Below are 14,217 nucleotides of genomic sequence, written 5' to 3'. Positions count from 1 at the left end.
GTTCGCTTCATCTAAAAGCGAAAGCAGTTTGCTAGTTCAATGTCTAGAAATATTACTTGAAATGAATTGCTCGAGGGGATGGTTCTCTCTGGTTTACCTATTATTCAGTGGTTATAACTAACTTTAGCTAGGCCCAACGAGGGTCTTGAGAAGTTTGGAACTTTGTTGATGATGAATTGATAATGTATTAATTTAGGTTTCTTTCGCTTTAAAACAAGTTGGTCATCCATGAGTGTTGAAGAACCGAACTTAGAAAATTATGGTGCGCCAACTTACCCTCTCAAACCTGATCCACAAACAACTATTCGTCTAAGCGCAATTTTGAACGAGGCCGCTCATGTTCTTGAACGGCATGCGGAAGGTTTATGGAAGACGGTGTATAAGGATGGATTTGCCCGCCTGCTCGTGCCGAATATAGGAATGCATTCGAAATTGATAAGGAGTATTTTAAAATTCGATGATCGTGTTTTCTCTATTCAAGACATCCAATAAGTCACAAAATGGCTTACCATAATTGGTACTAGATATTTCAGTTGATTTTAGAAAAGGCTTGTCCCGTTTCCTAGCGCAGATGAGGACTTTGAAGACTGTTGAACCTTCCCTATTGCCATCATTTAATGTTGCATTCGTATGGCCGTTCCTCATCCAAAATTTACATGCACCGCGTGTGATCAAATTGTTCTAAACCGAGCAATTAAACACTGTTTATATTGCGGGGAAATTCTTCCTTCTGAATTTCTATTTTCGGAAGAGAAAATTGCGAGCTTAAATAAGGAAATCAGAAGGAGCACTCCTCGCGAGGTGAATATCGTTGAGAAAATTGCTGCTCGTCAAGCTGAAGAAAGTAATCAATTCGACCAACACATTTCGACATCGAGTGCGGATCGATCGGATGGTACTAAAGTGTTGGACGCAATAGCTGGCGGCCTTATTGGCCTATTCGCTAGTACCGTGCTCTTGCTGTTGATATTTAAACGAGTAACTTGGCTCTCGCCATGGATATTTTTTTGGTTGGCATTTGGCTGCACCTCTGTTAGCTCGGTTGGATCATACGTCTTTGGCGCTAACTTTTTGGATCGTCTATTCTTTAAAGCTAGATCCAAATAGAATTAGGTTTGTAGATCGATTTAGGTTGGCGTTTTAAGCTATATTATCTGTGTATGTCGACAGCATTTGACTGTTTTATCTTCATGAACAGTCGTCTTCGGTTTAGGAGTTAGATGAAGCCCCATCTCGAAATGCCTGCTTACCAGCTTACCGAAAGCGATTTTCAGCAGACGGCCGTTTGGCGATATCTGAATTCGGGTGAGGCTGTATCGCCCCAAGCGGATGAGTCTTATGTTGGTGCATATGAAGCTGGTCCATCGCTGGGTGAATATGCAAGTTATTTAGTTCGCGCTACATATACCTTAAAAAACGGCGCTGTACTGCCAGGCTTCGTCGAGCTCGCTGTGCTTGGTAAGATGGTCGAATGTACGCCTGGTGCGGTATTCGCACGTGGTAAAACGGTAGAGGCACTTGGTAAAGATTCGGCGTTGCGGCTTCAACGTATTCTGAAGGTCGACGATGCTCAGCCCGCGGCGTGGGAATTGGATGTTTGCATCTGTGGAGAGCGCGAGCATCGTAAGAGTTCAATTGCGAAGCCAGGGCTGCTACAAGCCTTTGCGCTAATGGGTAAACTTGTGCGCCTGCATCGCTCTCGTGATTGACATACTTTTTTGCTCAAGCGACTTGGCCGGCTTAGTTGTTGGACATTCTTTGCAAAGGATCTAATCATGCTTGAAGGAAAATGCCTTTGTGGGGCGGTACATTGGACCTTCTCCGGTGAGCCCGATGGTGCTACGGCTTGCAATTGCACAGCGTGCCGCCGTTATGGCGTGCTTTGGGCTTACGACTACGAGGGCTTTGGGATTAAGGTCTCAGGTGTGACGAAAGCCTTTGCGAGAGGCAGTGCGCTTGAGTTTCACTTTTGCCCAACCTGTGGCTGTATGGCATTCTGGAGGGGCAAACGACTCGAAGACAATGGCAGACGGAGAATCGCGGTTAATTTGCGTTTGGCTGAGCCCGATACCGTGGCCCAGATTCCTATCGATCACTTTGATGGCCTTGTTACTTTCGACGACTTGCCGCGCGATGGTCGTTGCGTGGCAGATTATTGGTTTTGAGGCTGGTATGATACGCTGCGATCATCGCCTAGTATTGAGAGGGTATTGTTGAGGTGATGTGCTAGGTGCAGCGAGGCGTGTAACACATTAAAAAATGAAGGATAACAGCATGAGCAAACAGATTTATCTCAACCTTCCAGTAGCAGACCTCAGTAAATCGCTCGCCTTTTTTAAGGCATTGGGGTTTGCTGATAACCCGCAATTCGCTAGCGAGAGTGGCGCTTGTATTGTGATTAGTGATTCGATTTTTGTGATGTTGTGCACCCGCGAAAGATTTCGTGACTTCACGCCAAAAGCGATTTGCGATACGAGCCAAGCTGTCGAAATGTTGATCAATCTTTGCTGCGAGAATCGGGAGGAAGTAGACGGTTTAGTGGCCAGGGCACTTGCGGCAGGTGGTTCAACGTATGATAAAGCGGAAGACCTAGGCTTTATGTATTCGCATAGTTTCGTTGACCTTGATGGTCATGGCTGGGGATTATTTTGTATGACTACTGCGCCAAGCGAAGCATAAGAGTTAAGGCTGTCATTATGCACTTACTGGTCGATAAATCATTCGCTTAATGACTGCAATTAGCCTATTTCGGCGATCTGTCGCATAATGGCATGCACCTAACTAGAGCACTTAATTCATATTTCGAGCACACCTACGAATCATGACAACCTCTTATCTATTCTGGGCTTCCATCGTCATCTTTGGCATTGTCGCTGGTGCTGTATTGAAGCCACGTACCATCGCTGTCCTTATTGCTAGCGCTTTTTTTCTTTGTCTGATTGGCTTGATTGTTTCTGCTTCAATGGGAGCGACGCCTATCGCTTGGATGTTCGGTGTGGCGGGTATTGGCGTCCCAGTTGCTTTGCTTATCTCGTATATCTTGGGTGCCGTTGTTTACGCTGTAATTCGTGTGAAAGTGACTGACACGAGCGCCGCAACACCCGCCAGCCCCCCACCTGTCCAGGAACAGCATCCTAGTTCTAGCGATCAATGAACTAAGCCGCGTTAGTGCTTGCTAGAGACAGCTTATCGTTGACTTGAGCCACTTTCATGGCCTTTTCTGCGCCTATCGTGGCACCCAACTGTCTTTAGTTCGCACATCTCACACGATTTGCATTGTCTGGTGCAATCAGTCTGTTTATACTTCCTATACTTTTAGGCAACTTTCCGTCAAGGTGCCGATCTGCTTCGATAAGCCCCGGCGGGTTTGGGGTGATCGTCATTTTGAGATCGAGCCATTGTCACGCTTTCATTGATTCGATCACGCTTGGTCTTTTTCGTAAGGACATCTTCAATTCATGAATACCAATTCAGACATGTCGACATCAATCGATGATCTACAGCAGAACGAAAACAGATCAGGCAAGGAGTTTGCTCCTATGAATGATCGAGCGACTCAAGTGGCCAATCAAAAGGTAATGGACACGCTCTTACAAGATCGCGTGTTGGGGCAATGCAAAAGCCAGAGTCTCGCGCGTTTGCTGCCGAAGGTTACTCAACAGCGCTTTCAATCGGGAGATGCAATTTTTCGGGCAAATGAAAAGGCGGACCATTTCTATCTCCTGCTGAGTGGAACTGTACGCATGACTTCCGCTCAAGGCCAAGTGTTAGACATGACGAATGGACATTTTGGTGAAGAAGCGGCTTCTGACGCCGCTTTATATTTGGCCGAGGTTACCTGTACGCTCGACTGCGAAGTGTTATGTATACCCCGTGCGGCAATGATGAACTTGGTCGAGGCCAACGCAACACTCAAGACAGACTTATTTCTCTCATTAACTGGGCGTTTTTCTGGCCAGGAAATGGTGCGTCATGTCGCCAGCGAAAAAAAGGAAGGCGTTACTCATAGCAAGATGGTGGATGTAATCGGTTGGGCCCTTGCATTGCTATGTCCTTTATTGATTCTCGAATTTGGCGAACAGTGGCACTTGTCAAATAAGGCTATCATTTTCTCCGCGATTTTTTCTTCGACAGTAATCATGTGGGCCTTTAGTTTGGTTGATGATTACATTCCGAGCTTATTTGCGTTACTGGTAATTTTGGTGACGGGCTTAGTTCCCGCCGGCGTGATTCTGTCAGGTTTTTCTTCTGACGGTTTCTTAATGGCCTTGAGTACCTTGGGTTTGGGTACGGTGGTGGTGACATCGGGTTTGGGATATCGATTCATTTTGTGGATGCTTGCGCGCTTGCCTAATTCGCAGTTATGGCACAACGTTGGTCTGTTTATTACTGGCTCTATCATTACTCCGATTATTCCGACAGCGAATGGCAGGATCGCGATCGTTGCACCTTTCTATTTGGACATGGTGGAAAGTCTGAGTTTGAAATCACGCGGGGCCGCGGCAACGCGATTAGCGATTTCTTGTTTTGGTGGAATTAGCTTGTTCTCCGCCGTTTTCATTACCAGTAAGTCGGTCAACTTCGCCGTATTCGGTTTGCTTTCTCCGCAGGGGCAAGATAAGTTTCAATGGTTGACATGGTGTATGGCGGCTTTAGTTGCAGGCTTTACTCTGGTTGCATTGAACGGCGCGGCCGCCTTTTTAATGTTCCGTAATCAGGAACGTGCTCACTTACCCAAGGAAATTGTAGAGCAGCAGTTGGCGCTCTTAGGAAAGGTGAAGACTCGGGAGTGGGCCGCGATTGCTGGCATTGTGTTTATGGTAGTCGGTATCGTTACTAGCTCAATTCACCGAGTACAGCCACCGTGGTTAGGCTTTACCATGTTTTTCTGCCTCTTGTTGTGTGGTTCACTCGACAAAAAAGAGCTTAAAGAAAAAGTTGATTGGACCTTCTTGCTTTACATGAGCGGTATCACCGGTATCGTCGCCTCATTCAATTTCTTAGGCTTAGATAAGGAACTCGGTGCCACCTTGCAGAGCCTAGGCTCGTATATGAGGACGAACTTCGAACTCTTTGTTCTGCTGCTATTCGCCCTGGTGAATGTAATTCGTATCGTGGTGCCGATCAATGCCGCGGTCGTGATTTTAGCAACGGTATTAATGCCACTGGCCGATATCAATGGCGTCAATGCTTGGGTCGTTGGTTTCATCGTGCTGATGTTTGCAGAGGTATGGTTCTTACCATTTCAGTGTTCCTACTATTTGCCGCTACAAGAACTTAATCGCAAACATGGCTTGTATAGCGAGAAGTCCTTCTTATGGTTTAACGCCGCCTTAAATTTCGCGCGTCTAGCTGCTGTCTATGCGTCGATTCCTTACTGGAAAATGTTGGGTATTCTATGAAAACAATAAAGCTAGAAAAACTCTTGATGTGGTTGTTTTTGTTGGTCACCTTAGTCTTGATCGGGTGGTATAACTTAACCAAGCCAAGCATCTTGATTTTGCATAGTTACGACAAAGATTACTCTTGGGTGCGCGATATCAACACAGGTTTAAATCGTGTGTTGAAGAATAAATACTTGTATCAAGTGCGGTGGTATTACATGGATACGAAGCGTCATCCCGATGTGAAGTACAAAACCAGTGCTGGTATTTCCGCGAGAGATTTGATCAATCAAACACGCCCAGATGTTGTGATCGCGATGGACGACGACGCACAGAAATATGTCGCGCAGTATTTTGCGAATGATCCGAAGATTAAGATTGTGTTTGGCGGCGTCAATAAAGAGGCGTCGGAGTACGGGTACGATAAAGCCAAAAATGTGACTGGCATTATGGAACGCTTGCCGCTAACAGCTCTGAGTGAAACCTTACAAAGTGCGCGCAGTCTTCAACAGTTGAAACATCCGGTGCGAATTGCCTATCTCGGTGATGCATCGGAGACGGTATATGGCGACGCTAATCAGATCAAACAGTTTGACTGGTCACCACATCAACTGACTGAGGTGAGAAATGTGAAGACTTGGGAAGAATGGCAGACCAGTATCAGTGAGTTAAGCGCCAAGGTCGATGTCATCTTGCTGACCAACTATCGCGGCTTGCAACGCTCAGCGAATGATCCAACTTTGGTATCTGCCAAGGAAGTGGTGTCGTGGACAGAAAAAAATTCGCGCGTTCCTGTTATTGGAGGTAATGGGTTCTTTACTGAAGATGGTGGCATGTTAGCAATTGGTACATCACCATTTGAACAAGGCGAAGTGGCTGCGAGAAGAGCACTACAAATCGTGATGCAAAAGACCGATGTAAAAACTTTGCCGATCGTCGCCTCGCAAGAATTCATCGTCACCATGAGCGGCTCGAGAATGAAGGCACGTGGCTTCTTTTTGCCCAAAGTGTATGAAGCGGCCGCTCATGCGGGTGATCAGTACTTCGAGTAATTCCACTTTCAGCAATTCAAATCACCGCGTAGAAAATCAAATGCCAAGTAAACATCAAGCTTCTTGGCATTCTTAATTTCATATTTTTGATTTCGCTTGCTTAGTCAATTGCGAACTCGTGCCTCTAAAAACATAAAGTAAACACAAAATTACTTTGCAAAGCGTTCAGTCTTTGTCACAAATATGCTCCTTAGAACGTAACTTCGTCGTGAAAAAAGTACTCGAAGCATTCGCACACTGATATATTAGATGGCAAGACTTCGACGGCGAAGTCCGTGCAAACGGTCATGCGAATATGCAGCGAGAAAAACTTCAAATTTGGCAGGAAACTCTGAATAACCACCCGAAAGGCCTGGTGGTGAATGCGGCTGCGGTTGTTGGCATAGGATTTATTCTCAGAGATACGGCGGCGACTTGGTTTTCTTTATGGTTTGCAATCTCGATCGCGTATTCGATTATTCGTGGTGGCCTATACCTCACCTATCGGAAGGCCTTGCGAGCTTGTGCCGACGAAACAGCACTAGCACTGCCATCAACTTTACATAACCTATCTGTTCTTGGCTCGGCTGGTTTGTGGGCAGCCTTAGCTTGTTTCGGTATTCCCGAATTTTCTCCTGCATATCAGTTCGCTGTAATTATTGTTGTCTCATCTTTGGCGAGCGGCTCCACCGCGACGCTTGCATCGCTACAGTCGATCGGCAAGATTTACATATTGATTATGCTGGTTCCGGCTTGTCTAAGTTTGTTGATGGTCGGCGAAACTACTTTAAGCACGCTAGGTATCTTGGGCTTCATCTTCGCGTGGGTTATGTTGGGTAGCCATGAAAATAACTTCCAGCTTTTGATTCACTCATTTGCACTCGCACGTGAAAAGGAACAACTTTTTAAACAAGTCTCAGAGCAGAACCAACAGATTGTGCAAGCCAACGCTGAGCTCGAAGAGACTGTGAATGAGCGAACCAAAGAGTTACAGCATCTCGCACATCATGACTCCTTAACTGGCCTACTTAATCGTCGAGGTCTCTTTGATCAATTGCCGGCCTTGGAAGCTGTTCGAGATCATCAACTGATTGTGTTATTTTTTGATTTAGATCGTTTTAAACAAATCAATGATGGCCTAGGACATGACTGGGGTGATCAGTTATTGCAGGCTGTTGCGAGTCGTTTAAGACTACTAGTTGATCGCGTGGTTGCAGACTGTGTTCCGCACTCCTACGCAGCATGTCGTTGGGGTGGCGACGAGTTTGTGGTTTGCCTCGTCAGTGACGAGCAAATGCTAGCTAAAATCCAGGCAGCGTGCGAAATATTGCAGTCGCGTTTGTCTGAGCCCTATGTGTTGAACGGACGAGAGTTTAAGATTGGAAACAGTGTCGGCGTTTTCGTCGGCATGGCCGGCTCATTGACTGAGATGGGGCACGCCGTTAGCTTTGCAGATATGGCAGCCTCAGAAGCAAAAGGGCAGGGACGGGGCCGTATTGTATTTTTCTCGCAGCGCCTATCTGACGAGCGTCGACGCCATTTGCTCTTGTCAGATTGCTTAAGTCAAGCGCATAGCAATGGCTCGCTCGCTTTGCATTTTCAACCGATTGTTGCGGCGCAGTCGCAACGCTTAGTGGCGTTTGAGGCCCTGCTACGTTGGCATTGCCCAAGTGTTGGCGCGGTGTCACCAATGGAATTCATTCCTATCGCTGAAGACACAGGGCATATTCATCAGATTGGACTTTGGGTCTTACGGCACGCGGTGCAGTTGATCGAAAATCTACCGCCGGAAACTGGACTTCGAGATAATTTGAAAATTGCGATCAATACTTCGATCAAACAATTAATTCGCGCTGACTTTGCTGGTGAAGTGCTAGCTGTCCTTAATAGTAGTCAAATTACGACCTCACAGTTAGTGATTGAAGTCACCGAGAGCGTGTTTGATGAGCAGCATATGCGGGAAGTATTGGCGAGCCTATCGCGCTTGCATCAAGCTGGCATAGAAATTCATTTAGATGATTTTGGTACGGGATACTCTTCCTTGTCTCGCTTGAGAGAGTTCCCGCTCGATGCTATCAAAATTGACCGCAGTTTTGTGATGGCTTCAGATGAAAAGTCGTTAGCAGTGATTGAAGGTGCTGTGGTCATTGCCAGAAAATTCGGCTTGCGTGTCATTGCAGAAGGCGTTGAAACACAAGCCCAACTCGATAAGTTGAAGACGTTGGGTGTCGATGAATTACAGGGCTATTTCATCGGTAAACCTGCGGCTGACATTAAGCACTTTCTTGAAATGAACGCATAGCTCAATTCATTCTATGCACTAGTACTTACCACCGTCTTTTCTGTGTTGCTCTGAGCGACCGCGATGCTCTTCATGGCGTTGCGGTTGTTCGCGATTCCATCTTCCGCGTTGCAAGGCCCAGCGTTGATCGCGATCACGTTGTTCCCAATGCGGTTGCTGGTAGACGTAGCCTTGTCGATTACGTAACCAATTCCCCTTAATCCAAATGCACTTTCTGTCAGACTGTCTGTTAGTACTAAGCAGCGTTCGCTATTACCGCTGATAAGGGTAATGCCTACACATCTGCACTAGGGCGGACAGTTCATGATAGTCAGACCGCTGAGCCAATAGTGCTAATACTTCGTTGACTTGATATGGGCTCGGTATGATTTCGATGGGGCTTTTGCATAGCCATGAAATCAATACTTCTTCCAATTTTGCTTTGTTCGAATCGAGGATTTCTCGTCTCGTTGGCACATAGCAGGTTAATTCCAGATTCCGATACTTCTGAATCGCACGTTTCGCGGCCAATAGATTTTCTTTGGGAACACCAAATCTCTCTTGCACCTCATATTGACTCTGGTTCATTGCGGTCGTCCTTCATGTCATACAGTAAATTAAGGTGTAGTGAAATCAAGCCGAACTTCGCATCAATAAGAGTTTGTCATGAACACTACATATTTACAGTTTACCTTCAAGGGGGGGGAGTAATATGACTCTTTCGTGACAAAGCGAGCCGTCGATATCGATCAAGATCAAAGATTGAGTCGATTCTTTAAGAAAATGACGCGGTGGTTTGAGACACGCTAGATTTGGCGTAGTGCGGGAATATGATGTGGACCAGTTTTAAAAGACAACTATTGAGTATCGGTGGGCAATTTTTATTGATTGCTCTTGCTGCGTCATTGTTGCTGGTCTTGAATGTACTTTACGATAATCATCGCACGCTGAATGCAGCGCTAATTGAAAATGTCAAAACCAGTGTTGCGCAAAATTCGCGCCTATTGAATCTCACTGTGTCTACACATAGTAGCAAGAAGGGCCTTGAAACCGTTAAAATTTTCTTCGACGAGATGATAGATCCGCAAGCCAAAAATGGCTTGACCTATGTAGCGATAGGCGATGCCAGTGGCAAGGTAATTCTGTCGACACAAAAAATTAATGGATCTTTGCCGGCACCGAATCGGCTCGAAGACATTGAAATTGCCTCTGCGAATGGGGTGGTTCATGTTCGTAATGCACTTCTGCTGCCAGATAGTGAAGTCGGTTTTTTGCAATACGGTTTCTCTACCGAAAATATTATCGAAGCGACTTCGGCGCAGCATCAGAATGCCTTGATGAGAACTTTCTTAGTGATTGGCGCGACCTTCTGCGTGATTGTTTGGATAGGCAGTAATGTGACGCAGCGCTTTACCCAGATGATCGACAGTAGCGAAAAAATCGTGAAGGGTGATCTTAGCCAGCGCATACAAATTGGCGGACAAGATGAGTTGAGTCGAATGGCGACCCAATTTAATTGTGTGGTTGATGCGCTTGAAGCGAAGATCGATGAAATCACAGAACTCAATCGTTCACTCGAGAATCGAGTCCGAATACGCACTTGGGAACTGGAGCATTCCAAGAAAGAGTTAGAAGCCAATTTACGGCAACTCAAGGAAGCACAAAGGCAACTGGTCAATGCTGAGAAACTCGCGGGGCTAGGCTCTTTAGTCGCAGGCATCGCTCATGAACTGAATACACCAATAGGAAATGCCTATACGGTGTCGACCACGGTGACTGAGAAGGTGGGTGAGTTCGATAAAGAGTTTTCTGCGGGCGCATTGAAGCGATCAAGTTTGGCGAGATTCAATTCTGAAATGTTGGAAGCATCCGATCTGCTCAATAAAAATCTGCGTCGGGCCACTGAACTGATTACAAGCTTCAAGACTGTCGCCGTTGATCAAGCTAGCGAAAATAGGCGCAAGTTTGATCTCCTTAAGACGGTGGAAGAGTTGGCGGTGACTTTGCGCGTGCAATTGCGTAAACGAAAAATTGAATTTCTTGTTGAGATTGCTCCTGGTATTGAGTTGGATAGTTACCCTGGACCACTGATGCAAGTGATTTCTAATTTATTCAATAATGCTGTTATTCATGGTTTTGAACATAGGGAGAGTGGTCAAATCAAGATCATGGCGCATCGTTCAGAACAGGTCGAGGATGAATGTATTGAGATTCATTTCATCGATAATGGTGTCGGCATACAACCGCGCATAGTTGATAAAATTTTTGATCCTTTTTTTACGACAAAGTTTGGACAAGGCGGATCCGGCTTGGGCTTAAATATTTGCTACAACATCGTTAACGGTGTATTGGGTGGTCAAATTGCTGCGCATTCTGTGGTAGGCATAGGTACTCGATTTACTTTGGTCTTGCCTCTGGTTGTTTCTGAATCGAAGCTCTCGACAAAAAATACGCGTCAGGTTTAATTCAATTGGTACTTGAGGGGAAATTCACGCTCACATTGGTGGATGAAACTTCTCGTTTGCCGGTTGAATTCAAATCTCGGGAGATTGTTTCGAGGTTCATACACAACAGTTTTCAGCTTTACACACGGCCGTGTGATTGACCTGATGGTGTCTGCTTGTTTCAACACCCTGTCTCAGTTACATTGACGGCAGAGGTTCTTCATGATGCTTTCACCACTAAAAAGGGATCGATATGCCGGGATCAATAGACATGCTGCAGGAAGGGATCGCGGCTCGACAAGAAGAGTTGCAAAGGGTTGCTGATATTTTGGCGAAAGCCGCTCAGAAATATCGCATCTATGCTGGATGCATTCGCGTAGGCTTAATCTTCTTCGGTGCTGTGATCGCGACCCAGAGCTCATGGGAAAAAGCCTTTCCTAGCTATAAGGAATATTCTTTCATCACATTTACCCTCTTAGGGGTGATAGTCACGACTTTAGCTGGCTTGGAAGCGGCGTTCAAATTTGAATCTCGTGGCGCGGAACTCAATTTGTTGGCAGCGAGTTGCCATTCCACCGTGAGAAAGACCGACGCCACTTGGTACAAGCAAGTTGGGATAGCGAGCAATCTGAATGACCAAGTTTCTGGCGCGATGTCGCTGATAGAATTGCAAGATACGAAGCTCAGTGAAATACAAGAAAAAGCGGCAAGTAGTGGCGTCAACGTGACCTTGGCGATCCGCAAGCTCTATCGAAACAATGATATGCCGTACTCTGAAGGTGGGCCATCACCCGATCGGCCTTATGCTGCTTAGGAGGAGCGATGGATTACTCTGCGCATCAGTTGAAATCTACCGCAATCGAGTTCCTGCAGTCGGCGGCAGCAGGTAAGGTCGACGAGGCATATCAACTCGTCGCCCTGAATTTTTGCCATCACAATCCCTATTTTCAAGCTGATGCTGAATCATTGAAATCAGCTATGCGCGAAAATGCACGTCTTCATCCTGACAAGACTTTCGAAGTACAAAGAGCGCTTGTCGATGGTGATTGGGTGGCGGTGCACTCAAGAGTGAGCATGCCATCGACGGCGATGACCATCGCGGTCGTGCATCTCTTTCGTTTTGAGTCGGGGAAGATTGCTGAGTTGTGGGATGTGGGCCAAGCCCAGCCAGAACAGATGGTGAATCAAATTGGCATGTTTTGATTTGTCTTGTCTTAGTTGAGGCGACGACAGCCTTGTTCCTTGTTATGTCGACCTCGGGGAAGAGATCCCTTCAGAGCTCACTGAAAGCAAGAATGCAGCGCGCCTAGCACGTCTTTCGCCTGAGTTTCGGTACATGGCAAGGAATGCCCCGTGACCCGCGATACGTGTGCCATAGCACTTGGTAAGATTGAAGCGCACCAAAACCTGATGTGAATTCAACGTGCATCAGTCGTGTTCCCGACTTTAATCTCTATCTCAGTCTCCAAGGAAAAATGACTTTCTCTGTTGTCTGGTTTAAGCGCGACCTGCGCGTGCATGATCACGCGCCTCTCCGTGCTGCCGCTGAACGTGGGCCGGTTATGTGTTTGTACATCCTTGAACCCTCTTTGTGGCGGCAACCAGATTATGCGGTTCAACATTATCAATTTCTGCGTGAAAGCTTGCGTGATCTCGCCTTGCACCTGCGTGAGCTTGGTGCACAATTGCAATTGGCGGTTGGCGAAGTGACTGAGGTGTTTGAGAGATTGCGCTGCACAGCCCCCGAGCTTGGCGATGTAAGCCATATTTTCTCGCATGAAGAAACCGGTAACGCCCACACCTTTGCTCGTGATCTTGCCTTGGGGCGATGGTGCAAGCAAAGCGGTGTCGTCTGGCAGGAGTTCGCACAACACGGTGTGGTGCGTGGATTGCGCTCACGTGATCATTGGGACAAGGCCTGGTTCGCTCATATGAGTAGCAAACTTTTAGCCGCTCCGGCACCCGCCAGCTTACAAGGAATATGTCTGCCATGGGTCAAAGAAGTTTGGCCAGAGCCTCAGACACTTGGTATGTCTGGCTTTGATACGCCGCGACGACAACAAGGGGGGCGCGCAATGGCAGTGGAAGTGTTTGACGAGTTTCTCGACAAACGCAGTCATTGGTATCGCGGCGGCATCTCTTCTCCTTTGAGCGCACCAACTGCCTGTTCTCGTTTATCTCCCTACCTAGCCTTGGGTTGTTTAAGTATGCGGGAAGTTGTGCAGACAACAGAAAACAGCATGCATGAATTGATGACCAGTGATGATGCGCAACACCAACGGCAAGCAAAAAGTCTAGGTTCATTTTTGAGCCGCTTGCATTGGCATTGTCACTTTATTCAAAAGCTGGAGTCGGAACCAGAATTAGAGTTGCACAACCTGCACCGCGGATATGACGGCCTTCGTGAAGAGGAATGGAATCAAGCACATTTTGAGGCCTTGGTTGAAGGGCGCACCGGTTGGCCTATGGTGGACGCTTGCGTCGCCATGCTCCGCGAAACAGGTTGGATCAATTTCCGTATGCGTGCGATGCTAGTGTCGGTTGCTTCCTATGCGCTGTGGCTGCACTGGCGACCAGTTGGCTTATGGTTGGCGCGGCAATTCTTGGATTACGAACCGGGCATACACTGGAGCCAGATGCAAATGCAAGCGGGCACGACGGGAATTAATGCGACGCGTGTATATAATCCAATCAAACAGGCACAAGATCATGACCCGCATGGACAATTTGTGCGTCGCTGGCTGCCGACGATGCGTCGTGTTCCCGATATGTTCTTGCTGCAGCCATGGTTGATGCCAGCTGAGCTACAGCAACAATGTGGTCTGCAAGTCGGTAAAGATATCGCGATCCCGCTTGTTGATTTTGAGACAGCTACGCGGCTTGCTAAGGCGAGAGTACATGCGCTGCGCTCAGATAAAGAAGTGCGGGCAGCGAAGGCAGCTATTGTCGACAAGCACGGCTCGCGCTTGCGTCGCCAGCATTCAAGCCAAGGCGATAAGTCGAGCAAACGCAAGACGAAGTCACAACAAAGCACTTCACTACAACATAGCCTCGATTTTTGAATTCAAAGGCTTTTT

Annotated in this window: 13 protein-coding genes; 12 read left to right on the top strand and 1 reads right to left on the bottom strand. The window is 47.0% G+C overall.

What is annotated here, in order from left to right; translation table 11 throughout:
• Positions 1 to 228 precede the first annotated feature (228 nt).
• From H8K36_RS07370 to H8K36_RS07335, 8 genes are all read left to right on the top strand, one after another.
• Positions 229 to 492 carry a hypothetical protein gene (locus H8K36_RS07370; protein WP_186914331.1) on the top strand — a complete coding sequence of 88 codons (264 nt, stop codon included), beginning with the start codon at positions 229 to 231 and terminating at the stop codon, positions 490 to 492.
• 728 nt (positions 493 to 1,220) lie between these two features.
• On the top strand, positions 1,221 to 1,709 hold the full coding sequence (locus H8K36_RS07365; RefSeq protein WP_186914333.1) for a hypothetical protein: 489 nt from the start codon (positions 1,221 to 1,223) through the stop codon (positions 1,707 to 1,709).
• A gap of 66 nt (positions 1,710 to 1,775) precedes the next feature.
• On the top strand, positions 1,776 to 2,165 hold the full coding sequence (locus H8K36_RS07360; protein ID WP_186914335.1) for a GFA family protein: 390 nt from the start codon (positions 1,776 to 1,778) through the stop codon (positions 2,163 to 2,165).
• A gap of 109 nt (positions 2,166 to 2,274) precedes the next feature.
• A complete protein-coding gene (locus H8K36_RS07355) occupies positions 2,275 to 2,679 on the top strand; it encodes a VOC family protein (RefSeq protein ID WP_186914337.1) in 405 nt (134 codons plus the stop codon).
• 142 nt (positions 2,680 to 2,821) lie between these two features.
• The gene (locus H8K36_RS07350; RefSeq protein ID WP_186914339.1) at positions 2,822 to 3,154 is read left to right on the top strand and encodes a hypothetical protein; all 333 of its coding nucleotides are present in this window, start codon (positions 2,822 to 2,824) and stop codon (positions 3,152 to 3,154) included.
• Positions 3,155 to 3,458: 304 nt separating this feature from the next.
• The gene (locus H8K36_RS07345) at positions 3,459 to 5,402 is read left to right on the top strand and encodes an SLC13 family permease (RefSeq protein WP_186914341.1); all 1,944 of its coding nucleotides are present in this window, start codon (positions 3,459 to 3,461) and stop codon (positions 5,400 to 5,402) included.
• Positions 5,399 to 6,436, top strand: coding sequence for an ABC transporter substrate-binding protein (locus tag H8K36_RS07340; RefSeq protein ID WP_186914343.1), 1,038 nt, complete (start codon positions 5,399 to 5,401; stop codon positions 6,434 to 6,436). Before H8K36_RS07345 ends, H8K36_RS07340 begins: the two co-directional genes overlap by 4 nt.
• 295 nt (positions 6,437 to 6,731) lie before the next feature.
• A complete protein-coding gene (locus H8K36_RS07335) occupies positions 6,732 to 8,717 on the top strand; it encodes a putative bifunctional diguanylate cyclase/phosphodiesterase (RefSeq protein ID WP_186914345.1) in 1,986 nt (661 codons plus the stop codon).
• Positions 8,718 to 8,969: 252 nt separating this feature from the next.
• Here the strand turns inward: H8K36_RS07335 and H8K36_RS07330 are convergent, their stop codons facing one another.
• On the bottom strand, positions 8,970 to 9,284 hold the full coding sequence (locus tag H8K36_RS07330) for a hypothetical protein (protein ID WP_186914347.1): 315 nt from the start codon (positions 9,282 to 9,284) through the stop codon (positions 8,970 to 8,972).
• Between the two features lie 242 nt (positions 9,285 to 9,526).
• Between H8K36_RS07330 and H8K36_RS07325 the strand changes: the two genes are divergently transcribed.
• The 4 genes from H8K36_RS07325 (at position 9,527) to H8K36_RS07310 (ending at position 14,202) form a co-directional block, all read left to right on the top strand.
• Entirely contained in the window at positions 9,527 to 11,161 is a 1,635-nt protein-coding gene (locus H8K36_RS07325) for a sensor histidine kinase (protein ID WP_186914348.1), read from the top strand.
• 232 nt (positions 11,162 to 11,393) lie between these two features.
• A complete protein-coding gene (locus H8K36_RS07320) occupies positions 11,394 to 11,954 on the top strand; it encodes a hypothetical protein (protein WP_186914350.1) in 561 nt (186 codons plus the stop codon).
• 8 nt (positions 11,955 to 11,962) lie between these two features.
• A complete protein-coding gene (locus H8K36_RS07315) occupies positions 11,963 to 12,343 on the top strand; it encodes a nuclear transport factor 2 family protein (RefSeq protein WP_186914352.1) in 381 nt (126 codons plus the stop codon).
• A 272-nt stretch (positions 12,344 to 12,615) separates the two neighbouring features.
• Positions 12,616 to 14,202: an FAD-binding domain-containing protein gene (locus H8K36_RS07310; RefSeq protein ID WP_186914354.1), complete on the top strand. Its 1,587-nt coding sequence runs from the start codon at positions 12,616 to 12,618 to the stop codon at positions 14,200 to 14,202.
• Positions 14,203 to 14,217: the final 15 nt, after the last annotated feature.

Source organism: Affinundibacterium nitidum (assembly GCF_014284155.1).
Classification (GTDB): Bacteria; Pseudomonadota; Gammaproteobacteria; order Burkholderiales; family Burkholderiaceae_D; genus Undibacterium; species Undibacterium nitidum.
This window is presented reverse-complemented; position numbering and strand designations above follow the sequence as displayed.